Raw genomic sequence first — 22,972 nt, 5'->3', positions numbered from 1 at the left:
TTCGATGAAGCCATAGGGAAATCCCTCTGTCATTTTTATTTTATATTTGCGCGAAAAAAAAGTCTGCGGAATTATAGGCAATTTATAAGCAAAATCCTCTGAACGGAGTGCTTCAAGTCCCGTGTGATATAATGTCCCAAACCAAAAGGGGAGATATAGACTGATGAAAAGATTCATTTCGGTAATACTTTGTGCGTCGTTCGCATTTGCGGCAGCTTCATGCGGATCGGCGAAAGAAACATTTAACAGTACGATCATCGATTCCGTACAGACTACGGTCGAAACGGAGAAAGAAACCGTCAAAGATAATGACGGCGGTAATACCGGATCCGGCTTAACATTTTCGACGGCTGACAGGAACGGCAAAACTTATGACGAGAGCATCTTCAAAGACTGCAAGGTCACGATGATCAATTTCTGGGAGCCGTGGTGCGGACCCTGTGTCGGCGAGATCCCGGATCTTGAAAAACTCTATGAGGAATTCAAAGACGAGGATTTCCAGATCATCGGAGTCTATTCCGAGACTGAGATGGAGGATGAGGTGGACGAGATCCTCAGCTCATCCGGAGTAACATATCCCATCCTGCGCTACACGTCAGAATTCGATCAGTTTGACAGCGGATACGTACCGACGACGGTCTTTATCGACAGCGACGGAAATGTGCTCACCCTGTCTAACGGCGAAGATAATTTCGTCGGCTCGAGGTCTTTTGAGGAGTGGGCCGAGATGGTCAGATTCTTCCTCAAGTAAGTCCATATGCGCAGGCATGTTCTGACAATCGTTTTTATTGCGGCCGGAGTGATACTCATCATCGTGGGTATCGCTTTAGGTCACCCTGCCCAGGTTCTTACCAAGGCGGCAAAGATATGCATGGAGTGTGTCGGGCTTGGCTAAGAAGTGGATAAGACATTCGATACAGGCTGTGGCGACACTGCTACAGAATGCAAACTTCAAAGGCTTTTTTGAAGGGAAGATCTATACTGGTCCTTCAAAATCCGTCTGCGTTCCGGGTCTGAACTGCTATTCATGTCCTGGAGCGGTAGGCGCGTGTCCTGTAGGCTCTCTGCAGAACTACTTAAGCGGTTTGAAGTTCAAATTCCCGTACTATGTCGTTGGTATCCTTATATTCGTCGGTGCACTGATCGGACGCGCCGTCTGCGGTTTTCTTTGCCCGTTCGGCTTCCTTCAGGACCTTCTGTACAAGATCCCTTTCTTTAAGAAAAATGAATTCAAGCTCGACAGATATCTCAGGTATTTCAAGTATGTCGTGCTCGCATTATTCGTGCTCATACTTCCGTTCTGCTTCAAGCTCACGCCCTTTTTCTGCAAATACATCTGCCCGTCGGGAACGGTGGCAGGAATTTGGCTTGCAGCCGCCGACAAACAGGTCGCGGAACGGCTCGGTGCATTGTTTGACCTGAAGCTCGTAATACTTGGTCTGATACTCGTGGGAAGTCTCATAATATACAGACCGTTCTGCAAATACATCTGTCCTTTGGGAGCTGTCTACGGATTCTTCAACAGGATATCACTCTACAGGATGCATCTTGATAAGAACAGCTGCGTCAACTGCAAAGCATGTGCAAAAGCCTGCAAGATGAATATAGATCCGAGCGTAAAACCGAACAGCTGCGAATGCATACGCTGCGGAGACTGTGTCGCCGCATGCCCGCATAAAGCTCTCAGTCTGAGGGTGGGAGAGAAGAAAAAGTAACTTTTTCCGGGATTTATACAGTCATGATGAAGCTCTTCTGCATGACCATCAGAGTAATGCTCGCCACCGCAAACATCAGAGCGATACCGCATATGATATAGACCGCTATCGAACGGTTGGTCCTGTGATTTCTTACAAGTCCGGCAAGGCTCATAACGAGTCCCGGAAGGAAGCCGATACCGACGAGGACAAAGTCCTTGAGGAACATCTCGATCAGCATTGTCGCACCGAAAAGAACCACGGTGTATGCGATCGATAAGATCATTAGCATTTTGTCATTCTGCTTTAAAAAGCCTGCATAGAATATCACCGCCAGTCCCAGGAGCGCAGCAGCCGCATAAATAATCTCAAGGATGTTCGTGCCTATAGGCAGCCCGTTCATCGTGAGCGAGCTCAATATCGAAATGATCCCGGTGACTATAAGAAATGCTTTGTTCTTCATCCGCTGACTCCGTGGCATAGTGTTTTCACAGATACACTATACCACTACTGAAGGTCTTAAACCGTGTCGAATCTCAGATCCCAGGCTCCGCATTTGCTGCAGTGGAACCAGTCGAGATAACCGCCCGGTACGTCTTCGGTTATCTCGCATTCCCAATCGTGATCGCAATCCTGTGCGGGCTGGACTGCCCAGCCTTCGTGCCTTGTCCTCCACAGCCCGCATTTGGCGCACTGATCGAAAGCGATACGGTCTCCGTTCGGATTGTAGTAATAGACGAATTTCCAGTCGTGATCACAGTTGACATCCAAAGGCGTTTGCTGAACGTCTTCCCAGCGCGGTCCTGTCGAGCCGCAGCGGACGCATATGACGCAAGGGTTGTTTTCGCTGTCGTATCTGTAGGATGAATAGAATCCCGGACGTGACCATTTGTGTTCACCGTTGAAATGGCATGTGCACGGATCTGAGGCCGCTTTCGCGGAAAGCTCTTTGCCGCAGCTGCAGCGGTAGGTATCAAACCAGTCATTGCCGGATCTGTACGAGGTTACATACTCTGTATAGTGGTGACAGTGACCGTCAAAGCCCGTGGAAGGGGATCTTCCGGTATTCAACGAACCTATTCCGAATACAGCATAGCGGTGGCCTTTGGCGTTAATGAGGACTCCGAGCCCGCAGTTCGCGCCGGAGTAGAATATGTCGTTTACAGACTGGGCTGTTATCCCGGTCATGAGAGAAGCGTAGTGGGGAGCTGATCCCTTCCAGCTGTTAACGATCCTATAAGCGATCTCGGAAGCAGTTTCCCCGAGCTCGCCACCTTCATAAATGCATTCGGATCCGAGTCCGTTTCCGCTCGCGGAATCGTGACTGAAATCTTTTGTTATCTCAACGCATCTTATGTGGGCTTTCGCGGTCAGCGCGTCACATCTGACCAACGGAACATAGAAGGTGGATGAAAGCGATACTGCATGTTCCTTGCGCAGTCCGTTGATGAGTCTGACGCATTCTTCTTCAACGTCATTTCTGAAGACATATGATGGAGTTGTTTCGGCTGCGCCGCTTACACCGAGTTTCACGCCGTCTATGGTGGTGTTGAATGCCATCCTGCCTGACTGATAGAAGTAGTAGTTTTTACCGTCGATCTTCTGCCAGTCGGTTACCATCGCGCCTGATGCCGATAAGTAATACCAGCTGCCGCCTGTCTGTTTCCAGCCCTTTGCCATGGCTCCGGAATCTTCGAAATAGTACCAGATGCCTTCTATCTGCTGCCATCCGGTCTGCATCGCTCCGGATGAAGCCATGTAATACCATCTGCCGCCGATCTCCTGCCAGCCGGTCTTCATAGCGCCCGAACCGCTGAAGTAGTACCATTTGCGGTCTACCTCTTTCCAACCCGTTACCATTATCCCGGTACCCGGATCCATGTAATACCAGCTGCCGTCCTTTAACCAGCCGGTGATCATCTTACCGTCTTTGTAGAAATAGTAATCACCGCCGTCTTTTACCCATCCGTCTGATGAAGCGGATACAGGTGCGGCTGTTATCTTTCTGAACAGATATCTTCCATACTCCAGCATGTCAGAAGCCGTGTCAGCGACGGCTGATCCGAAGCCCGAATATATTGCTGCCTTGACGGCGGGAGCAGCTTTCTGTCCGCTTGCTGTTTTCTCATGCAAGACAAGGGCTTCGGCGATCTCCATCTCATCTTTTCCTTCGGACTGCATGACTCTGATGATGCTTATCTCTTCATCGGAAATATCAGCCGCGTCAGCCGGTCTCTGAGGCCTGTTGCCGCATGCCGTAAGAACTGAAAGCGACATGGCTGCCAGGACTGACAATGCTAATACTTTCTTCAACATATGCGCGTCTCCCTTGATCTTTCTGATTACACTATAGCATGCCCGGAAAAAACGTGTATGTTAAAAATGAACGCGCTGATCACCGTCTTGAAAAGATCTTACGTGCAAGGAAACAGACCGCATACTCGGCAATGAGTATCAGGATGACAAGAACAGAAAGTCCCAACAGGTAGAATTTATCTCCCGTTATCCCGTAGATCCACTGAAGAGGAGATCCTTCGGGCGGGAAATTAAGGAACATGTAATTCGTTCCCACCATACGGTCGAGGAAATATACCGGAGGAGTGACAATGAGCAGGAACAGCATGTGGTACCAGAAGTGCGATGCAGACACGCTGACTTTCTTTTTGACCAGAAGCAGGAGAGGAATGAATACCGTAAGCGAGTGGGTCAGAAAACAGAGTATCGGCAGATAGGACCAGAAAGGCCTGTAGTTCCAGTCAGGGAATAGAAGCGCGCCGGCAGCTCCGGGCATAATCAAAAGGAGAGATATCTCGGAAAAGAATCTACGCACTTTACCGTGCGAGAAAGATGCGGCGAGATTTACGAAGATGCCGAGATTGCAGAGATGCAGCGGAAGGAATCCCATGATGTCCCCGCCGTCTCTTATAAGGAGAAGATCCTGAAGTGTTTCTCCGAAAAGAGCGGCAAAAGATAGTATCCTTGCAAGTGCAACCGCATTAACGTCACTGAGATTTCTGGATAAAACCAGTCCTGCAGACACCGCGGCCATGATAAACAGCAGCGTCAGAGTGTGTTCGGGTCCGAAGTGCTCAAATGCGTTCATGTTTTTTCTCTTACGTTCCGTGTCTGCGGACGGTGCCGGAGCGGTCGTGCCCATGATATTATCTTTGTATCAGGGAAACATCCCGTTTCTTATTATACGCCTTGAAAAAGCATCGTTTATAGCAGGCCGGAGTCAGGTTTGAAATGAATGGTGCAACATTTTCATTTATCCGTCTGTATTTAAGATATAACGAACAGACAAGGAGCCGAAGGACTATGAATAAAGGATTGAAAACTGTATTGACCGTTGTGGGAGTAATCGCGGGTTTGGGAGTGGTGACCGTTCTTCTGACGTGCCCTCTGATCCCCGCCACAGGTAAGGTGGTCAAGTCGATGCATAACCGTCCCAATATCCAGGCAGAACGCCTTGAAGAAGAAATCTCTGCAGTGGTCAACGGAGATGATGTTCCGGTAAGTAATTCCAATCCCATGGAAGGCGCGACTGCCGATGTGTATGAGAAGATCACGGTCCAATACTACGCTTACGGAAAGGAATATACGGTCGATTACGAGTGGTCGAAGACGGTGGAATACAATCCTTCGGGAGATTATCTGCATTTTGACGGCGATCAGGTCGAGCTTTTATATAATCCCGTCTTTCCCGGCAAAGTGAAGATCCTCGACTGATAATTCTCTTCAGATCAATGCACATAAGCCCGTCCCGTTTTGGTATAATCCTTGAGTCGTTAAACAACATCGCGACAGAAACCGGGGGATGGGATAATGGATAACGGAAAAGAACTTGAAAAGACTTTTGATACCGCGGCATCAGCATACGATAAGATGAGGCCCGGGTATGTGGCAGAATTATACGATGCCATTTTCGGATACATAACGATAGGTGAGAACAGCCGTGTGGTTGAAGTCGGCAGCGGAAGCGGTCAGGCAACCGAGCCAATATTGAAGACGGGCTGTGCGCTCACGGCTGTCGAATACGGAGTCAACCTGTCGAGGCTCCTGAGCGATAAGTTCAGTTCATACAGAAATTTCAACGTGATAACGGGCAAGTTCGAAGACGTTCTTCTTGAGGAGAATTCTTTCGATCTCGTATTCTCCGCTACCGCATTTCACTGGGTACCGGAAGAGATCGGGTATCCCAAGGTGTATTCGATCCTGAAGGAAGGCGGTGCATTCGCGCGTTTCGCGAACCGCCCTCACATTAGCGGATCGATGCCAGAACTCGCAGGTGAGATCGATGAACTTTATAACGGTTACTACAACAAATACTATGGCGTTAAGTCAGGCGCGAAAGTATGGTTCACGGAAGAGAAGGCCATAGAGATATCGCAGATCCCTGTGAAATACGGTTTTACTGACATACAGTATCAGCTGTTCAGCCGTGAAAGGGTTTTCACATCAGATGAATATATACAGCTGCTCGGAACATATTCGGATCACATTGCGATCGAGGAACCTGTAAGAAATGAGTTCTTTAAAAGGATCGCCGAAGCGATAGAACGTCATGGCGGAAGTATCACCATAGAGGATACTCTGGATCTGGAGTTGGCCAGAAAGCAGTAAAGCTTCAGTCCTTCTTTTTCCCGTAACGGACCTTTTCGTATTCCTGCCTGAGCGCGGGAATGTTCTTGTCGCCGTTTTCTTTTAATACGCTCTCGATCTGTCCGGGCGTGGAGGCCGGAGAGACTGGAAGTCCCTTTTTTATTGCACGCTTTGTCTTGTCGTAGAACTGTTTCCGCACACGGCGTTCGTGGCCGGTTCCGAAGTCGGGTCCTCTTTTGAAGAAAGGTCTTTTCTCGGGACTGATATCTTCTATCGTATCGATCAGGGCGTCGTCAGGCGCGACCTGGTCGAACTTCTGGTTTCTCGGAGCATTCTTTATAAGGGCATGTGCGCCTCTTATCGCGACGGTTATTATCGCTGCGACAAGTATGAGCATGATGATCTTTGCGAGCAGATCGATCCAGGGATTTTCCTGTGTGAGGCCTGTCAGATCCTCGCCCATTGACAGATTCTGAGGAGGTGTGTACTCCTGCTTGCTCTTCAGCATGGCGAGCAGTTTGACGACAAGCGAGAGGACCGCGATGATACCCGCCCTGAAGACCGATGACAGTATCGAATACGGGAAGACTAAAAGAACAAGCATGGAGACCGCGATGATGCCGATGAGGAGCAGGACTGTCTTGTAGTTCTGCATCTTAAGGGTTGAGGAAGGTCTCGAGATCTTATGGATGGAATGATAGTACTTCGTGTCGAATACGGCGATCTGACGCATGATTATGAATATGATTGCGATCATGATCCCGTGGATGAGGACGTTCTTTCCGAGGTCTTTCCTGCCTGCGATGTTGTAGAACGCATAGATGACTATGTGCAGGATCGCGGGTACCACGACGAATTCAGAGTCTGCCGCCATGAATGAGGGCTTCATGCGGTAGAGCATCGAGAAGAGCGTGAAGGCAAAGAGGTGGGCGATAAGATAGAACTTGTTTGGTCCGCTGAGTCCGAACTGAAGTAGCGGTATCTGAATCGCCACAAGGTAGAAAGCTATGTCGACCAGGATATGCAGGACAAAGACGCCGAAAAGAGACTTTATCCTGTATCTTCTCGCGATGGTGTGAAGGACTGAAACGATGAGCAGCGCAAACTGCGGATACATGCCGACAGTTATGAATTCCATGTAGCATTTGACGAACGTCAGTGCCGTCATGAGCGTGAGCCCGATTATGCATGCGAGGAGTATCTCGGCGATCAGGCTGTCTCTTACGGTGTGTATTGTGTTGCCGTGCAGATTTTGGGAGGTATGGTCAGTCGAATTGATATCGCGGATATCATCAGTCATTGCCGAGCACCTCCCATCTTGTATATGAATATTCGAGTTCGGGCTCGGGATCAGCGTCGGGCGTTATCCTATAGCACGGCATGACCCAGTGCAGTGAGGGGTGGCCGGCTTTGGCGCTTACCAGATGCGTGCGGAAAGATCCGTTGAACTGGGGCGATATCAGGAGAACGAAATCGTCCCTGTCGGCTGAAGTGATATATTTTCCGAATATCTCCTCGAACGGAACAGGTGTCTTTTTAAGGTCTATCCTGGCGAGCATTATGGCACGCTCGTCGAGAGTTGCCGAGCCGAAGTCCGTCTCCGAAACGGCAGGCGAATCCGTAATGACATCAAGACCGTTCGTGTAGATCGAAGCGGGAATCCCGTTTTCGGCGAGTTCGCGCAGATATGTGTAAGCGAGACTTATCGACTTTTCGAGCAGTGATACGGAATGCTTCGGGTTGTAGTAGCTGAGGTTTACGAAGATATGGACCTTCTGAGCACAGGTAGAAGCGTTCTGGTTTACCATCAGTTCCCCGGTCTTTGCGCTCGCTTTCCAGTTGATGCTCTTCATTGGATCGTCAGGTCCGTATTCGCGGATGCCGGCAAGAGTAAACGGATCCGTAAGCAGAGTTCTCCTGCACTGAAGTTCGCTCAGAGTGATTGAGGTCAACATCCTCATGAGATCCGTATCAAGGATCTCCGGAAGGACCACGAGATATGAATCGTTCGGGAAATCCATTGTGAAACGCTCGGTAAGGAAAAGGTCTGACGTGGTGATGCCGACTCTGGGGAAAACGTAGTAACCGCGCTTGCTGCATCTCGCCTTTATGCGGCGCGTGTGCTTGGAGAAAGCCTTCATGGTGAGCATATCCTCGCGGTAGAGAAAATCCGACGTTGAGGTGTTGTTCATGTCGTAGAACTTGAGTTCTCTGGGACATTCGAACTTGAGGATTATGAAGGGCAGCGGCAGACGTTTCTTGTTTTCGGCTATCTCAACAAGCTCGATGTCTTCACCGAAATTCGCGACGTTCTTGGTAAAGTCGACTTTGAGGTGAAGGTTTTCGAGTGCGTGGATGCGGTACAGGATGATCTCCCCGATGAATACCGCGATCAGGATGCCGACGAGTACGAACAGTTCCATATATTTTCAGGTTTATTTACTGAAATCTTCCGTGGGGCAGGGTACGCTTCCGAGAAGTCTCGAAATGATACCGGCCGCCAAGTCACGCTTGGACAGGAATTTGCCGTCCTTTGAAAGACCGCCCTGCGAACGGATGGTCAGACGGTGTGCGAGCACAGGAACTGCCAGTTCCTTGAAGTCGTCCGGAATGCAGTTGTTTCTTCCTCTTACGAAAGCCAGTGCCTTTGCCGCCGATACATATGCGAGAAGCGCACGCGGGCTTGCTCCCACCGCGATGTCGGATGATGTCCTCGTTGCTTCGACGATCTTTGCTGCGTAGTCGTAGAGAAGGTCGGAAACATATACGTGTTTTACCTGTTCCTGCATCGAAATGAGCTCGGCGCCAGTCGTTACCGGTGCGAGCGTGTCGAGCGGGTCTTCGGTCGCGAATCTCTTCAATATCGCAAGGCTCTCCTCGTGAGAAGGATAGTCCATCTTGAGCATCATTAGGAAGCGGTCGAGCTGTGCTTCCGGGAGTGGGAACGTACCCTGTGATTCCACAGGATTCTGTGTAGCTATTACGAGGAAAGGAAGATCGAGCTTTCTAGTCTCGCCGTCTACCGTTACCTGCTTTTCTTCCATGCACTCCAGAAGGCTTGACTGTGTCCTTGCGGTGGCACGGTTGATCTCGTCTGCGAGAAGAATATTCGTGAAGACAGGACCCTTGCGGAATACAAATGCATTTGCCTCTCTGTCAAAGAAGTTGATGCCCGTAAGGTCGGAAGGGAGAAGGTCGATCGTGAACTGGACGCGCTTGAAACTGAGATCCAGCGACTGCGCGAGAGCTTTGGCAGTCTTGGTCTTTCCTGTGCCCGGAACATCCTCGAGCAGCACGTGTCCGCCCACGAGGAGCGATACGAGCAGGAGTTCGATCTGTTTGTCTTTTCCTACTATGACCTTGTTTACATTTCCGATGAGCTTCTCTGAGAACGAATTCATGAGCAGTCCTTTCCGGCATTGCAGATCGCGCACATGCCTGACCTGTTATCTGGGTTTAAGTATACAGTATTTATTCAGACCTTGATAATAGGATAGATTTCAAAAACGTCCTGATAAAATCAAGAAAAGATCCACGCTCCTGAAATGCCCGGAAACTAATACCGCCCCGGGTGCAAAACACTTCCGGGGCGGTCTGTTACAGGAGCCGTATAGCTTATGTTTTTCTGTTTATCAGCCGTCTGCGCCGAGCTTTACGAGGAGCTTGCAAAAATCTTCTCTGTACTTGTTGTTGTCGCTGCCGGAGAATGCGAGCTGGTAAGCCGTATCGTATGTTGAATTGCCCTTGTACTCGCTGTCTCTTATTACCATCGAAGCCTCGATGACGCCGCAGATGAAGTTAAAGTCTTCTTTGTTGCTGATTCCGTTGTCCTTGAGAGGATACTCGATAAGAGTGCTCTCATCCTCATCGGGAGCCTTGTATCTTACGGATACCGTGCAGAGTTCGCCGGAGCCTGCATTATCGGAAAGGACCGTATCCTGATACTTGAGTCCGCCGTCTTCGCCGTTGCCCGAGCCTGTGAGAACGAGCTCATAGCATACCGTAACCTGTGCACCTGCACCGATCTCGCCGCCGTCCTTTGTATCGTCGCTGAAGTCTCTTGCGGACATCTGTCTGTTCTCATAGCCGATCTGTCTGTATTCAGCTACTTCCGCGGGGTTGAATTCGAGCTGGAACTTAACGTCCTTGGCTACCGTTACCGTTGTCTGCTTCATCTTCTCGCAGAGGACTCTTTCGGCCTCCTCGATGGAGTCGATGTAGAAGTAGTTGCCGTTGCCTGCATCTGCTATTGATTCCATGTTGGCATCGCTGTAGTTGCCTGAACCGAAGCCTAATACTGTAAGGAATACGCCTGTCTCTTTCTTCTCCTTGATCAGGTCGACAAGACCGCTCTGGCTCGTAATTCCGAGGTTCATGTCTCCGTCGGATGCGATGATGACACGGTTGTTGCCGTTCTTGATGAAGTTTTCTTCTGCGCACTTATATGCCGCATTGATACCGCCTGATCCGTTCGTTCCGCCGTTTGCCTTGAGCTTGTCGAGAGCCTTGCAGATCTTCTTATAGTCGTTGGAGCCTACGAGTACGGTCTCGGAGGAGCCGGAATATGTAACGATGGATACCCTGTCCTTGGGACCCAATGTTCCTGCCAGGAGCTTGAAGCTCTCGACTGCAAGCTTTAGCTTGTCATCGCTGGACATCGAGCCTGATGTGTCGATGAGGAATACGAAGTTGTTGCCTTCATTGGGTACGTTGATCTCGCTGTTTGCCTGCATCGTCAGTACCAGGAGCTTATTGTCCTTGTTCCACGGACAATCGCCTACAGAATACTGAACGCTGAATACGTCGTCTTCATTCTCGACTGTGTAATCGAAATAATTGATCATCTCTTCTGTTCTTATAGATGATGCAACGTTCTCGAGCCCCCACCCGTCGTTGATCATCCTTCTGAGATTGCAGTAAGAACCCGTATCGACATCAGCTGCGAATGTCGAGAGGGGAGACTGTGCAACACTTACAAAACCGTTTTCCTTGATGGTGTTGTATTCCTCAGTGTTGAAATCCTCATTGCCATAGATCTCGCCGTCTTCAGCTTCTGAGTATTCCCATTCACCGCAGGTCGTGGTCTCGCAATACATGTACGAATCCATGCCGTTTGCCACTGTTCCGTTGTGTGCGGCGACCGTTGTCGAAGCTGCTTTAGCGCTTGAGCATGCTGTTCCCGTCAATGCCATTGCGCCTGCCATAACAGCTGCAAATACCTTTTTCTTCATAAAAACACCTCCTTAAGTGTCTGCGCTTTTGACGCGCTGTTACCCTAAATACAGATTCCGTCAGGGAAATGTTGCAGCAGTCATGAAAAATATCTGACGATGCCCAAAATATGACTAATCGCGGCATTCAGCGTATAATATAGATGTTGTGCGCAAACACCGTTCGCAACTTATATGGGGGATAGATAATGAGGGAATTGGTAAGTTACACCTGTTCGACCTGCGCGGGCGCGCTCATTGTCGACAGAAAACAGAAAGTCTTTGAATGCCCGTTCTGCGGGAACGCATTCGATGTTGTTTCACTTCACAGGAAAGAATTGCTCGCAGATGCCGCAGTCAACATGCAGCAGATGGAGTTTAATGCCGCAAAGGAAAAGTTTGAGTCGGTCCTCGAGAGCGAACCTCACGATGTCGAAGCGTTAAGGGGACTGCTCCTCTGCGGTGCCGGTGTTCCGTCCATAAACAGTCTCAGTACTCCTTACAAGGTCAAAGGGGATTCCTTAGAGAGCATAAAGCAATCTTTGCCCGGTACGGCTGAGCGTGCAGGGGAAGAGGGATCCGCGTATTTTTATAAAATGACCGAACTAGCAGATCTTGCCGATGAGTGCCTGACGGTAAAAGATGAGAGAGAACGGTTTCCGAAGGCCGTAGAAAAGGCATTTCAGGATATGAGCCAGAAGCGGAATACCCGCACACTCGTATACTCCGGCCTGTTTTTCATCGGCGCGGTGATCTCAGCATGTCTTTTCTGCTTCAATGATCCCATCTTAGGTATCATATGTGCGCTCATATGCATCGGTTCGATCGCGCTCGTGAGGATAATCGACTATTTCCTGATCGAGATGAAACAGAAAGAAAAGTACAGTGAGATCCTTGCGGACATCCACCATGATGAGAGAGTCGTTGACGCGAGACTTTCCGCGGCGGAAGAGGCCTATGACAGGGTGTTCCGCGAACTGCAGGCGATGGATCCGGCGGCAGGCGTTGCCCAGACACCTGTCTTCAGGCCGCAGATGGCACAGACGGAGGAATAACGATATGGATAACGATATCAGGATAATCTGTACCAAGTGCGGAGCCGAGCTGGTACCCGACAGGGAAAACAAGATATACAGATGCAATTATTGCGGCGTGGCATTCGGCAGTTCGATAATCTTCGATGAGAATGCCATGGCAAAAGCCAATAAGGCGCTTTCGGACGGCGAGTTTAACGAGGCAGATGTCTGGTACAGGTGCGTTCTCATGCGCTGTTCGTACGACCTGGAGGCGCTTAGGGGACGGATCTTATGCGCGGCAAAATGGAAGAGCTTCAAAGATGCCGAAGATGTTTCTGCCGTGACGGCGGTCCGGCTGAAGAACATCCGGGCGAAAGCGGATGAAGCCATGGTCCATGCGTGGGATAAGGACCGCGGATACCTTGAAAAGATCACCGTCATGCTCAATATCCTTGAAAAACTCTGGAGAAAGGACCTTGAGATCAGACCCGTCGCGAATAAGAAGGAGCGTTACGAACGGAACAGGGACTTCTGTACCGTGGATATGGCCGGTGTGGACGAGTTTTCAAAGAATACGGCTGCATCTACCATCAACGGCATCAAAGCAGAACTCGATGTCCTCACTAAAGAACGTGATGACATCGAAAAGCAGTTCAAAGAGGTTCTTACGGACCTGCTTAAAACTGACAGTGAGGTTGTTTCTGCCGGATAAGGGTGATGGTGTGTCAGATAAGGGCCATTGTCCTGTTTTCAGCGCCGTTCAGGGATTTGTAACATTGTTACGTTCCAGTTCGACCTTCAGATCCGACCTCGGCTCATCGCGTTTTCTGTCTTCCGGACGGATATAGCCCAGGCCGAAAGTTTCTTTCGCGTCTCTGTTTATTCTGTCCTCCCGACGGTCAAAGACCACATCGCCGGAATAGAGCGACGCTTGGCCGATGCTGTTTCCGATGTCATTGGATTTGGCCAGCAGAGAAGCAAATATAAGGCAGGCGAGACCGAATCCCAAACCGAGAGCCAAAACAAATGCAAGAAAATCCATAACTTACTCCTGTCTCTTCTTTACGAAGTTGAAGATCGATCCGGCCTGTGTGAGGTTGATGCTCTTGATGACCTTCATGATCTTTGCGATGCCGAACGAGAACATTGCTATCGCAGAACCGATCAGCAGACCAAGGACCTTTCCGTTGCTGTCTGAGGAAGAGCTCCTGTGCGATGAATCGCCGAAGACCGCTCCCAAAAAGGGCTTCAGGATAATGAAGCTGACGATCGTGAGAGCGATGCCGGTTGCTATCAGCAGGGAATAGAAGAGTACCTTGTTCCACGGCACTCCGCATACTATCTTGCCTGTCTGTCCGTTTACGATTATCGTGTTGTGCTTTCCCCGGTAGTCGTAGGTGATGAACCATGCGGGGAGCATCGCATATGTCATTTCCTTATAGTCGATGGTCGTGAGATGGTCAGAGGCTATTATCTTTTTGGACCTTGCATTCTTTACGCTTGCCAGTGCCTGCTGGTTGAAGTATTCGGAGGCACGGCGTGACGCGGCGCTCCTCAGATCCCCGTAGTCTATGTCGGAGACATTGGAATAGAAACCGAGCAGATAATCCTCGTCAAATTCCTTGGCGGCGTGGAAATTGAACGGTTCGAGCCTTGAGCTGCTCTCATCTGACAGCATCTTCGAAGCGTCCAGAGGAAGTGCCTTGAGCTTCATGCGTCCGGCTCTCCCGAAGTAGGCGGTCTTTGAAGACTTGCCGCTGCCGACCGTTCCCTGGATGACTGCGTATGCCTTGTGATCGCAGTTTACGATCCAGTACGGGATGTAAATGCCTCTTATGCTGTCGGCCTTGAAGTTCTTGATCTCCTTCGGAATGAAGAGCCCTTTTCTGAAGCGGTCGCGAACTATCATGACGGCCTCTTCCTTTGTAACCTTGAAAGGAATTATCGCCTGCGGGCGCTTGTGTCTTGCGATCCTGCTGAAGACAACGGTCGAGTTTCCGCAGTAGATGCATCTGGTCGAAGCCTCCGAACCGTTGATCATTACCTCGCCGCCGCAGCTGCTGCAGATGTAGACATAGCAGTCCATGAACTCATCAGAATCCATGCCGTAGATGTCGTTCATCGATTCGGCTTTCTTGTCCAAAAGTTCTTCTTTTTCCGAAATATCGAATTCTTCGGGCTTAAACGTGCTTCCGCAATGACCGCATACCAAAAGCTGCTTAGCCGGGTCAAAGACCAGCTGCCCTGCACAGTTCCTGCACTGTGTGATCATAATCTATCTCCTTATTACCCTTTTCGTACCGTTTACGGTCCGAATAAGATTATATCATTTGGAAGGAACTGCAACATATATTTTGGGTTGACTGCATTGTAAGTATAAGGAGGACGCGCTCGTGATCTGTCACCGTAAATCTCAAAGAAGATCCCGTTTGACGGCAGTGATCATACTGTGTTTCATGTGCGTTGCCATATTGTTCTCCGGATGTTCTCAGGCTCCGGCGGAACTCTTTTCGTGCTGTCCCGTGAACATCGCAGGCGTCAGCAGCGTGCAGTACTCGGGCGGGCATGTGATTATTTATTTCGATAAGGAATATGTGTCATCTGATTCGAAGGAAACTGTGGTCTTTATTTAGATTTTGCGAAAAGGAGCTTGCATTCCATTCTGAAGTCCGGGAGACTCCGTCACGGGAAGGAACTCTCACGGGTCCTCTGGTCACTCACAACTATATATATACTCAGGATTACGATGGGGAGACCGGGACCTGGACACCGTTCGTTTTTGAGGACCGTTCTGTCGAAATCGTGACCTGACCAAAATTTTATAAAAATTTTTACATTTTTGTCCCCGCTCGAATTATAATAAAAAAGGTCCGTCACCCTTAACGCGGCCTACTCAGAAAATAACCGGAGGCTTCACATGACACTTGAATCACTGTATGGAGGAAAAAATCCTCAAGATTTTTACATCGGAAAAGTTACCCAGGTATACAGAAGTAACTGTACCGCCCAGATCGATAACTTCTCTCTGATGGCAGACAGAAGCAAATTCAACAACTCTTTTCTTCCGAACACGATCAACTACTATGTTGTAATCGACTCGGTCGTAGGTATATTCCTCGGAGAAGTATTCGAGAACAAGGCCTCCAGAAAAAATGTCTTCGAGATGTCGTCGGAAACCCGCAACGATTACCAGGAGATCCTGATCGATACCATCGCTCTCATGGCTCCCGACCGTGACAAGTTCGACCTTGCAGGTTTCAAGACTCTCGGTATCACTGACAAAGTCTATCTTGCAACCGATGAGATCTATAAGCTTTTCCTTAGCTCACTCGAATTCGCAAGCGTTGATGAGGAACCGCTCCCGCCGTTCGCAACATTCCTCAACAGATCTGAAGCAGACGTTACGCTCAAGCCGAGTACTCTGTTCAACCGTCACCTCATGTGCATCGGTGCTACGAACAGCGGTAAGTCCACAACTGCTCTCGCCATCCTCGACAAGGTCGTATCCACAGGCCGTAAGGCTCTCATCATCGATCCTACGGGTGAGTACAGAAATGCTTTCTCCGACGATGAGATCACAAAGCTGACTTTGGGTGTCGACACTACCGTATCTCCCGGAAAGATCTCCATGGAGCAGTGGGAGAAGCTCTTCGAGACAGAGAACAGCAGCCAGGGCGCAGTCCTCTCAGAAGCCATCACATCTCTCCGTTACATGAGAAAGATCGGCAGCACTTCTTATTATCAGAAGATTGGTGAGGATATTGAGGAAGTTCAGGAGAACATCGCTTCGGTAGGCAAGGACGACACAGAGTTCAACATCGAGCTCCTTCCCGAGCAGATCCAGGCTGAGTCCATCTGCGAGCCTGACAGAGACAACAATTACAACTTCAAGTACCGTTACGATACTCTCAAGGCAAACCAGAATGCTTCCCTCATCCAGAAGATCCAGTATCAGATGACGAACACGAGATTCCTCTCGTTCTTCTCCGATGATCCCGAAATGTACAACCTCCTCGAAGTCATCGACGAGTTCGTTCATCTCCCTGAGGCAAGCCTTTACATCGACACATCACAACTCGGTGCTTCCGAAGGTATCGGCGGAATGGTCATCGACCTCGTAAGTACTTTCGTAATGTCCAGAGACAACATCATGCCTTTCGTATTCTTCATCGACGAGGTTCACAGATATGCTAAGTCCAGATACTCCGACAAGGAATATCACGGCGGTCTCACACTCCTCGCAAGAGAAGGACGTAAGAAGGGTATCTTCCTTTACCTCACAACACAGAACCCGAAGGACGTATCTCCGATCCTCTTCGGTCAGGTAGGTACGATGCTCATTCACAGACTCATGCTCAACGATGAGATCCGAGCAGTAGAGAGCCACCTCGACGATTATGCGATCAAGCACGTCAGAAAGCTCAATCAGGGTGAAGTCATCCTCACGAGCGTCAACCTCCTGCACAACATGTTCATCCATGTAAACAAGAGCCCGAGAACGCAGCACAACGATACTCCGACGCTCTAAGATTTTGTGCTTAAATAATCTCTTAAAGAACTGTCTTCTGAAAAGGAAGGCAGTTCTTTTTTGTGGTTTGTTATGCGTAAGAGTGAATTGACTGATGATAATACAGGTTGAGTATGAGGATGAATGGCAGATAGCGTCAGGGTTCAGGACGGCAAATTGTTCTGACTGCTTTTCAGGATATCAACGATAAGAGCCCAGCGGGCGACCTGGACAGTGTCTTCCTTCGGATAGAAGAAATGCAGCTTGCCGTTATGGTAAAGCTCGAATCTCTTGCCGCATGAATATACCAATGCGGGGATATCACTGAGGGGGATAGTAAACTCTTCAGAAGAAGACTTATATCTGAATCCGTTTTTGTCCAGGGTACATTTACCGTTATCGCGTTTGATGGTTTTCAGCTTATCGGAGAAAACCGTCATCCGGACATCAGCCGTCAGACTAAGGGAACCGAGCTCTTTCTCCTCAAGGCTGCGGATAGCATCATAATAACCGGCAATGGAGTGGATCTTATCCGTGAAGTGGTATGTGTTGTCCAGAACATGGACTGAACCGCATGACAGACACCTGAGTTCGTTTCCTTTACCGACCGTTTTATAGAGAGCTCCGCAGTCGGCGCAGCGGTAAAGGATCCGTTCAAGACCTTTAGCTTTGCCATTTTGACGGTATGTGACATTGTTGCAGAGCGATGCATCGTTGTACAGCGTCTCCTTAATGACTTTATTGAGTTCATCGACGGTCATGGAGGCTATCTCATCGCGCTTCAGTACACGTCTGACCGTGACTTTGATATCGGATGAATAAGCTCTCCTGCGCCATTTAGGTTGGGAATAATAGCCTCCGTCGATCTTTACGAGGACGATGTCAACATCGAGCTTTTTGTAGAAATCACCATCTTTCAGAGCGATAGGGTTTGAGCGTCCGTCCGGTGAAATGCGGTCTTCGGGAAAGATAACGACAGGGAAGTCTTTTTTGATCATTTCTTCGATCCGTGCCCTTGCATCCGGGTCATCCGTCATCAGCTTTTTGGGTATGAATCCGCAATGCTTCTGTATCAGTTTGAATAAAGGGCTGGTGCGGTAGTAAGTGTTATAGACAAAGGCCGGACTCTTGTGGTTGGAAAGATAGTAAAGATGTGAGAAATCCATAAAGCTCTCGTGATTTGAAAGCAGCAGATAAGGCAGATCTGCTTCGAGCAGAAGATCTTCTTCCACAGCCGGCTTTTTCTTTCCGAATTGGATCAGCTTGATGACCATGAAGAAAACATCGAAAAAGAGTGAATCCGGTGTTCCGTCAGTACCCTTTAACACGAACTTGTGCATAAACCAATAGATCAGTGCAAAGAGCAGGACGGAGAGCCCTATTACTATCAGGACAAGAAGCCAGAGCGGGATGCTGTTGGTAAAGAATAATTTTCCGGCCTGTCCGATAAGAACAGATACTACCACTGATGGAATGGCGCTCGTGGAAACGGTAAGCATGTATTTGCCGTATGAGATCTTCGTACTGGCTCCGTAGTAACAGATAGCGCCGAAAGGGATAAAAGGCATAAAGAAGAGAAGATAAAGCAAAAGCACGATGTTGCGGTCCTTGGCATTGGAGGCGATCTTATCTATCATGCCGCGGTTCTTCTCATAAGTGGAACTGTTGAAATTAAAGACACGTACCAGAAGAAAGATTATAGTGGCACCTAAACAGATGCCTATGTCGCACAAAGGCAGAGAGAGGTAAATGGGGTAGCTCAGTCCGCTTGCGATCTGGATAAACTCAGCGGATACGAATATGATGATCATCTGCAGTGCTTCGATAAGGATGACGCTGATGCCGCCCAAGTAGCCTTTGCTCTTCAGAAGCGCGCTTGCCCCGTCAATGTCATTGCTCATCTGCATGCGGAACAGGGGCAGCATTATATCTTTCAGGAAGAAAGCGAAAAGCAGGACAATGATGGCAAGTATTACAATAATGGTGATGCCTTCACCACTAATGCGTTTTTTTCTGGTTGTCCCGCTCTTCATTGATGACTTCCTGCCCGAATAATAGTTAATAATAGGCTCTCCTGACATGAAAGTGGGTACTTTACACCTCTGAAAGCCAAAAAAATTATACCATTCTCTATTTGGTAGCGATTATTATATCAGAAAAACAGAACAGCAACTCTTGTGTTGCTGATACCTGCTCCTATGATGTTGAGAATATTTGCTTGCTTGTTATGTGCTTGCATTTTTCCGTTGAAAGTCCCATTAATGGAAGGTGTCTTTTTGTATAATCAGTTTGGATAGCGTGCCATTGCTTTTGCTGCAGGCAATTGAGGAGGGTGAGGATGCATAAGCTTTCTTACATCAACAGGATATTGGGATCAGAGGATCTGTTTTCTGACGGACTGAATGGCGTATCACATGACACTTTGTCATTTGCCGTCGCAGCTCTGGCTATCCTTCTTGCCGTTGTTCTTGTTGTGCTTATCTCGGTGGCATTCCGTTACAGAAGACAGCAGAAAAGCATTTTCAGGCAGGAACAGATGCAGATGGAGGTAGCCAGAAGACGGCGTATCAGGGTGTCCGATAAAAATGAAGTATTTGAACGTGATAACTATACCTGTCAGATATGCGGCATATCAAAAGATTATCTGGACAGTTTCTGTCCGGGGCTGGGTGACTATCTTCTGCTCGAAGCTGATCACATAAGGTCAGTATCACAGGGCGGTACCGGCAGGGATATAGATAATCTTCAGTGCCTTTGCTGGCGGTGCAACCGCAAGAAGGGCGGCAGGAGGACCAACGACGAAGTCAGGGACATGATCGATTACGGGATCGGTTATCTGCAGGATGAAGGTGACTGGGATTAAAATTTTACTTCATAAAGAAACGGCGCCGGATCATTCCGGCGCCGTAATCTTGAAGTGTGGAGTTTATCATGCGGAGATAACGATCTCTGTTACGTCTGTTATGGAGCAGCATCCGTCGGGTGCTTCATTGATGTAGACCAATGCGTATCTGACTGCCGCGCCTGGGACGACCGGACTTATCTTGCAGAGGACAGCGTGTGAAGTTCCATTGACTGCCTGTGATCCGATGTATGAGACTGCCTCATAAGAAGCGCCGAGCTTGGCTGTTGCTGCCTTGTATACTATGGAAGCTATGTCTGCCGTGACCTCAGGATCTTCCGCGAATGACCATCCGCCGAGCACGGGCTTGCTGTCCGTGTTTTCCATGCCGGGAAGGGTGATGTCTTCGATCTTTAAGACCTCACATTCGCCGTTGAATCTCTCATAGATGTATACGAGAGCGTAATGGGGTGCGGCTCCGGGATATACTGCGGTTGCCTTGCTTAAGAAGCAGTGGTTGATGCCGGCCACGAGCTGGGTTCCGAGATGAGATACCGGGATGTAATCGACGCCCATAAGTCCTTCGGTTGCCTTCTCAAATACCTTTTCGAGATCTTCCGTTACTGTTGCATCTTCAGCGGGTGTCCAGTCGCCTGTTTTTTCTGCCTTGATCTTTGATTCTATTGATCTCTCATTTGAGATTACGATAGCGGATCCTGCTTTTGCCTTTCTGACGGGCAGGCTGCATGCCGTAAAGACCATGAGAGCCACAGTTCCGATAAGTCCTACAGTTACCATTTTTTCGAATGCGTTCTTCATTTTCAGTTTCCTCCGTAATTGAGTATTTTTGCTTGATGACCCCATTATCACGACAGCGGATATCATGAACAATCAGTAATGTGAGAGTGTTTTGTCGGTTAGGCGACACATGCATATTGCAGTGTTGAATAGCTGCCGGAAAAATGTTGCCGGTTTGGGAAATGCATCCCTTGTAAGCAAAGAAAAAGATCTTCTGCTATAATTGCCGTGTCCGGGACGGGGGTCCTGAAAAAAGTCACAAGATCCGGAGAGCAGTTGATAATGGCGGAGCAGCGGAATAAGACAAACAAGAAATTTATGGTGCTGTCGGCTCTTGGCATCTTCATGGTAGTCGATCACCATACGTTTACGGCGCTGAATCTTTTCGGAGATTTCATTCCGTATAATTCGTTCTTCATGCCCATGTTCGTATTTATCTCCGGGTATTTCAACAGGATAGACGGATCCTCTAAACTTGGCGCTTATACCTTAAAGAAACTGAAGACACTGCTGCTTCCTTATGCGGGAATATCGGTGGCTGTATTTGTTCTTGAATGGCTCATAGATTGGTTTAAGACAGGGGAGATGCCTTCGTATCCTTCGGGCTATCTGATGTATGTCCTGGAAAAAGTGATAACGGTCGGTTCACCTTTCATCGTGGCCGAACCCATGTGGTTCGTCATAACTCTATTTGCTCTCCTGATGGTATATGCGATCATTAAGAAACTTCTCTGTAAGATATGGAACAGCTATGTCATGCTCGGCATATTCTGCGGCCTTCATATCCTTGCTGTATACCTTGCGAAGACAGTAGATCCTGAATCGTTATCCTGGTTCCTTTTGCCTCTCAAGGTCTTGTTCTTCCTGCCGTTCATAGAACTGGGAATCATATACAGAGAACATTTGGAAAAGAAGCACGATGGCCTTCCGGGCGGCGCGAAGATAGCTCTGCTGTTCGGCCTTTTGCTCATCAACATGATCAGGACTCTGTATCTGCCTAGTGCATATGATGTCGCTTTTGACGGCATCAACGGACTTTCAGGATTTACGAGTCCTTATGTCGTAACACCGCTTGTGTCTTCGGTGGTCGGAATCCTCTTCTGGCTGACGCTGACAGACCTGACAGGAAAGCCTTTTTATGAGAGCAGGTTCGTCAACTATATGTCCTGCAACACTTTTTGGATAATGGGATTCCACTTCCTGTTCTTCAATGTCTTAAACTGCATACTGATGCTCATTTCCGAATACATAACGGAGCTTCCATATTTTAATGTGGAGGTGTTTAAGGAATCCGTATTCTACTTTTGGGAAATCAGCAATAACGTAAAGATCATTTATGTTATCGCAGGCATACTTGGTCCGCTTGGGATTAAACGGTTCTATGACCTGATAACATCTCCGTTAAAGAAAACAGCCGGAGGGAATAAAACAAAAGCAGCTTAAGGAAAGATCTTAAGCTGCTCTTTGGATATTGTTATGATCTGATATCAGTTGACTTCAGCCGATGCACAGACATCCTGTCCGATTTCTTCTTCAGCTGCATCCTGCCCCTTTTTCTTCCTGGGTTTCTTTTCGCGCTTAAGCTTGAATATCAGCATCGACAAGAGTACGCCTATGGCTGTGTAGATGAGGAACAGGAGAATAAATCCGAATCTCGGCATGCCGAGAAGGAAGCCCGAAAAGGCAGCCCTTGTCTGTCCGAACATGAGCAGATTATATGCGGCCATGGTCTCGGGGATCATGGCAAAGCCCCATCTGTCCGCGAGGATGGGGAGGATCTCAACCGTAATTGACGCAAGAACCAGTGACAGGGCAGGGAATGCCGTGAGGAACTGGAACATCAGGCAGAGGGCGTAGCTTCCCATGGTGGATATGGAACTCATCAGGATGGAGAGCATCATGACGCCGATCTGATCGCCGCTGTTGTGCGCGCCGAGGATGAGCCCCATGAAAAGGACGAGTATTGCAAGTGCTGCATAAAAAACAAAGATCAGACCAATACCCGTGATCCACTTGCCCAATGCGACTTTTACTCTCGAACCGCCGTGATCACCTGCAAATGCGATGTTGTTCTTTGTGAACTTCTTTCTGTGCTGGCTGAGCAATACGGTCACAAGTGTACCGAAATTGAAGAAATACAGCATGTATCTCTGGACCTTGACCACATACATGAGATCGTTCCAGAAAGTTATCTTCGTGCTTATGCTCCATGCGATAAATCCCGCGAAGAGCAGCGCGCACATTATCCAAAATCTCTTAAGTCCGAAGATCCTTTTAAGATCGTCTCTGATGATGTCTCTCAT

General features: G+C 48.7%; 22 protein-coding genes. 10 read left to right on the top strand and 12 right to left on the bottom strand.

The window, feature by feature from the left end; genetic code table 11:
- Positions 1 to 163: 163 nt before the first annotated feature.
- The 3 genes from BO18_RS33245 to BO18_RS20515 are packed head-to-tail and all read left to right on the top strand — an operon-like array spanning position 164 to position 1,715.
- Entirely contained in the window at positions 164 to 751 is a 588-nt protein-coding gene (locus tag BO18_RS33245; protein WP_051689009.1) for a TlpA disulfide reductase family protein, read from the top strand.
- A gap of 6 nt (positions 752 to 757) precedes the next feature.
- Positions 758 to 895 carry a CD1871A family CXXC motif-containing protein gene (locus tag BO18_RS35005; RefSeq protein ID WP_185752533.1) on the top strand — a complete coding sequence of 46 codons (138 nt, stop codon included), beginning with the start codon at positions 758 to 760 and terminating at the stop codon, positions 893 to 895.
- Positions 879 to 1,715, top strand: a complete 837-nt coding sequence (locus BO18_RS20515; protein WP_034449283.1) for a 4Fe-4S binding protein — start codon at positions 879 to 881, stop codon at positions 1,713 to 1,715. Before BO18_RS35005 ends, BO18_RS20515 begins: the two co-directional genes overlap by 17 nt.
- 13 nt (positions 1,716 to 1,728) lie before the next feature.
- Here the strand turns inward: BO18_RS20515 and BO18_RS20510 are convergent, their stop codons facing one another.
- The 3 genes from BO18_RS20510 to BO18_RS20500 all read right to left on the bottom strand — a co-directional run bounded on the left by BO18_RS20510 (position 1,729) and on the right by BO18_RS20500 (position 4,797).
- Complete coding sequence (locus BO18_RS20510) at positions 1,729 to 2,157, bottom strand: hypothetical protein (RefSeq protein WP_034449281.1); 429 nt, start codon at positions 2,155 to 2,157, stop codon at positions 1,729 to 1,731.
- Positions 2,158 to 2,213: 56 nt separating this feature from the next.
- Positions 2,214 to 4,010 (bottom strand): hypothetical protein, encoded by a 1,797-nt coding sequence (locus BO18_RS33240; protein WP_051689008.1) that lies wholly within the window; start codon positions 4,008 to 4,010, stop codon positions 2,214 to 2,216.
- Positions 4,011 to 4,089: 79 nt separating this feature from the next.
- The gene (locus tag BO18_RS20500; RefSeq protein ID WP_034449280.1) at positions 4,090 to 4,797 is read right to left on the bottom strand and encodes a YwaF family protein; all 708 of its coding nucleotides are present in this window, start codon (positions 4,795 to 4,797) and stop codon (positions 4,090 to 4,092) included.
- Between the two features lie 215 nt (positions 4,798 to 5,012).
- On the opposite strand from BO18_RS20500, the gene BO18_RS20495 reads away from it, so the two are divergent.
- Together BO18_RS20495 and BO18_RS20490 are read left to right on the top strand one after the other, a co-directional pair.
- Complete coding sequence (locus BO18_RS20495) at positions 5,013 to 5,423, top strand: hypothetical protein (RefSeq protein WP_034449279.1); 411 nt, start codon at positions 5,013 to 5,015, stop codon at positions 5,421 to 5,423.
- A gap of 96 nt (positions 5,424 to 5,519) precedes the next feature.
- On the top strand, positions 5,520 to 6,317 hold the full coding sequence (locus BO18_RS20490; RefSeq protein WP_034449276.1) for a class I SAM-dependent methyltransferase: 798 nt from the start codon (positions 5,520 to 5,522) through the stop codon (positions 6,315 to 6,317).
- A 4-nt stretch (positions 6,318 to 6,321) separates the two neighbouring features.
- On the opposite strand, the gene BO18_RS20485 is transcribed toward BO18_RS20490, so the two are convergent.
- From BO18_RS20485 to BO18_RS20470, 4 genes are all read right to left on the bottom strand, one after another.
- Positions 6,322 to 7,596, bottom strand: coding sequence for a hypothetical protein (locus BO18_RS20485; RefSeq protein ID WP_034449275.1), 1,275 nt, complete (start codon positions 7,594 to 7,596; stop codon positions 6,322 to 6,324).
- Positions 7,589 to 8,719 carry a DUF58 domain-containing protein gene (locus BO18_RS20480; protein ID WP_034449273.1) on the bottom strand — a complete coding sequence of 377 codons (1,131 nt, stop codon included), beginning with the start codon at positions 8,717 to 8,719 and terminating at the stop codon, positions 7,589 to 7,591. Before BO18_RS20480 ends, BO18_RS20485 begins: the two co-directional genes overlap by 8 nt.
- A 12-nt stretch (positions 8,720 to 8,731) precedes the next feature.
- Entirely contained in the window at positions 8,732 to 9,697 is a 966-nt protein-coding gene (locus BO18_RS20475) for an AAA family ATPase (protein WP_034449270.1), read from the bottom strand.
- 231 nt (positions 9,698 to 9,928) lie between these two features.
- Complete coding sequence (locus tag BO18_RS20470) at positions 9,929 to 11,527, bottom strand: vWA domain-containing protein (RefSeq protein WP_051689007.1); 1,599 nt, start codon at positions 11,525 to 11,527, stop codon at positions 9,929 to 9,931.
- 188 nt (positions 11,528 to 11,715) lie between these two features.
- Here BO18_RS20470 and BO18_RS20465 point away from each other — a divergent pair, with 188 nt between their 5' ends.
- Positions 11,716 to 12,561, top strand: a complete 846-nt coding sequence (locus BO18_RS20465; RefSeq protein WP_034449267.1) for a hypothetical protein — start codon at positions 11,716 to 11,718, stop codon at positions 12,559 to 12,561.
- Positions 12,562 to 12,565: 4 nt separating this feature from the next.
- Positions 12,566 to 13,234 carry a hypothetical protein gene (locus BO18_RS20460; RefSeq protein ID WP_034449265.1) on the top strand — a complete coding sequence of 223 codons (669 nt, stop codon included), beginning with the start codon at positions 12,566 to 12,568 and terminating at the stop codon, positions 13,232 to 13,234.
- 48 nt (positions 13,235 to 13,282) lie between these two features.
- Here the strand turns inward: BO18_RS20460 and BO18_RS20455 are convergent, their stop codons facing one another.
- Together BO18_RS20455 and BO18_RS20450 are read right to left on the bottom strand one after the other, a co-directional pair.
- Positions 13,283 to 13,564, bottom strand: a complete 282-nt coding sequence (locus BO18_RS20455; RefSeq protein WP_034449263.1) for a hypothetical protein — start codon at positions 13,562 to 13,564, stop codon at positions 13,283 to 13,285.
- A 3-nt stretch (positions 13,565 to 13,567) separates the two neighbouring features.
- Positions 13,568 to 14,794: a hypothetical protein gene (locus tag BO18_RS20450; RefSeq protein WP_034449262.1), complete on the bottom strand. Its 1,227-nt coding sequence runs from the start codon at positions 14,792 to 14,794 to the stop codon at positions 13,568 to 13,570.
- A 645-nt stretch (positions 14,795 to 15,439) separates the two neighbouring features.
- On the opposite strand from BO18_RS20450, the gene BO18_RS20445 reads away from it, so the two are divergent.
- Positions 15,440 to 17,050, top strand: coding sequence for an ATP-binding protein (locus BO18_RS20445; RefSeq protein ID WP_034449260.1), 1,611 nt, complete (start codon positions 15,440 to 15,442; stop codon positions 17,048 to 17,050).
- A gap of 143 nt (positions 17,051 to 17,193) precedes the next feature.
- Here the strand turns inward: BO18_RS20445 and BO18_RS20440 are convergent, their stop codons facing one another.
- Positions 17,194 to 19,062: a VTT domain-containing protein gene (locus BO18_RS20440; protein ID WP_034449258.1), complete on the bottom strand. Its 1,869-nt coding sequence runs from the start codon at positions 19,060 to 19,062 to the stop codon at positions 17,194 to 17,196.
- A 305-nt stretch (positions 19,063 to 19,367) separates the two neighbouring features.
- On the opposite strand from BO18_RS20440, the gene BO18_RS33235 reads away from it, so the two are divergent.
- Entirely contained in the window at positions 19,368 to 19,892 is a 525-nt protein-coding gene (locus tag BO18_RS33235; protein ID WP_051689006.1) for an HNH endonuclease, read from the top strand.
- A 66-nt stretch (positions 19,893 to 19,958) separates the two neighbouring features.
- On the opposite strand, the gene BO18_RS34040 is transcribed toward BO18_RS33235, so the two are convergent.
- Positions 19,959 to 20,690, bottom strand: a complete 732-nt coding sequence (locus BO18_RS34040) for a hypothetical protein (RefSeq protein ID WP_066738392.1) — start codon at positions 20,688 to 20,690, stop codon at positions 19,959 to 19,961.
- Positions 20,691 to 20,951: 261 nt separating this feature from the next.
- Between BO18_RS34040 and BO18_RS20425 the strand changes: the two genes are divergently transcribed.
- Positions 20,952 to 22,112, top strand: a complete 1,161-nt coding sequence (locus tag BO18_RS20425; RefSeq protein WP_034449256.1) for an acyltransferase family protein — start codon at positions 20,952 to 20,954, stop codon at positions 22,110 to 22,112.
- Positions 22,113 to 22,156: 44 nt separating this feature from the next.
- Here BO18_RS20425 and BO18_RS20420 read toward each other — a convergent pair whose 3' ends face one another.
- On the bottom strand, positions 22,157 to 22,972 hold the full coding sequence (locus BO18_RS20420) for an ABC transporter permease (protein WP_034449254.1): 816 nt from the start codon (positions 22,970 to 22,972) through the stop codon (positions 22,157 to 22,159).

The sequence above is a fragment of the Butyrivibrio sp. AE2032 genome, assembly GCF_000702965.1.
The sequence above is the reverse complement of the archived record's forward strand: the minus strand, read 5'-3'. Positions and strand labels throughout refer to the sequence as shown.

Excerpts from the sequence above, each read along its gene's own strand:
- BO18_RS20480 (WP_034449273.1), bottom strand. The coding sequence starts at position 8,719 with ATGGAACTGTTCGTACTCGTCGGCATCCTGATCGCGGTATTCATCGGG.
- BO18_RS20460 (WP_034449265.1), top strand. The coding sequence starts at position 12,566 with ATGGATAACGATATCAGGATAATCTGTACCAAGTGCGGAGCCGAGCTG.
- BO18_RS33245 (WP_051689009.1), top strand. The coding sequence starts at position 164 with ATGAAAAGATTCATTTCGGTAATACTTTGTGCGTCGTTCGCATTTGCG.
- BO18_RS20465 (WP_034449267.1), top strand. The coding sequence starts at position 11,716 with ATGAGGGAATTGGTAAGTTACACCTGTTCGACCTGCGCGGGCGCGCTC.
- BO18_RS33235 (WP_051689006.1), top strand. The coding sequence starts at position 19,368 with ATGCATAAGCTTTCTTACATCAACAGGATATTGGGATCAGAGGATCTG.
- BO18_RS20445 (WP_034449260.1), top strand. The coding sequence starts at position 15,440 with ATGACACTTGAATCACTGTATGGAGGAAAAAATCCTCAAGATTTTTAC.
- BO18_RS20455 (WP_034449263.1), bottom strand. The coding sequence starts at position 13,564 with ATGGATTTTCTTGCATTTGTTTTGGCTCTCGGTTTGGGATTCGGTCTC.
- BO18_RS20485 (WP_034449275.1), bottom strand. The coding sequence starts at position 7,596 with ATGACTGATGATATCCGCGATATCAATTCGACTGACCATACCTCCCAA.
- BO18_RS20425 (WP_034449256.1), top strand. The coding sequence starts at position 20,952 with ATGGCGGAGCAGCGGAATAAGACAAACAAGAAATTTATGGTGCTGTCG.
- BO18_RS20470 (WP_051689007.1), bottom strand. The coding sequence starts at position 11,527 with ATGAAGAAAAAGGTATTTGCAGCTGTTATGGCAGGCGCAATGGCATTG.
- BO18_RS20490 (WP_034449276.1), top strand. The coding sequence starts at position 5,520 with ATGGATAACGGAAAAGAACTTGAAAAGACTTTTGATACCGCGGCATCA.
- BO18_RS33240 (WP_051689008.1), bottom strand. The coding sequence starts at position 4,010 with ATGTTGAAGAAAGTATTAGCATTGTCAGTCCTGGCAGCCATGTCGCTT.
- BO18_RS20440 (WP_034449258.1), bottom strand. The coding sequence starts at position 19,062 with ATGAAGAGCGGGACAACCAGAAAAAAACGCATTAGTGGTGAAGGCATC.
- BO18_RS20450 (WP_034449262.1), bottom strand. The coding sequence starts at position 14,794 with ATGATCACACAGTGCAGGAACTGTGCAGGGCAGCTGGTCTTTGACCCG.
- BO18_RS20495 (WP_034449279.1), top strand. The coding sequence starts at position 5,013 with ATGAATAAAGGATTGAAAACTGTATTGACCGTTGTGGGAGTAATCGCG.
- BO18_RS20510 (WP_034449281.1), bottom strand. The coding sequence starts at position 2,157 with ATGAAGAACAAAGCATTTCTTATAGTCACCGGGATCATTTCGATATTG.
- BO18_RS20500 (WP_034449280.1), bottom strand. The coding sequence starts at position 4,797 with ATGAACGCATTTGAGCACTTCGGACCCGAACACACTCTGACGCTGCTG.
- BO18_RS20475 (WP_034449270.1), bottom strand. The coding sequence starts at position 9,697 with ATGAATTCGTTCTCAGAGAAGCTCATCGGAAATGTAAACAAGGTCATA.
- BO18_RS35005 (WP_185752533.1), top strand. The coding sequence starts at position 758 with ATGCGCAGGCATGTTCTGACAATCGTTTTTATTGCGGCCGGAGTGATA.
- BO18_RS34040 (WP_066738392.1), bottom strand. The coding sequence starts at position 20,690 with ATGAAGAACGCATTCGAAAAAATGGTAACTGTAGGACTTATCGGAACT.
- BO18_RS20420 (WP_034449254.1), bottom strand. The coding sequence starts at position 22,972 with ATGAGAGACATCATCAGAGACGATCTTAAAAGGATCTTCGGACTTAAG.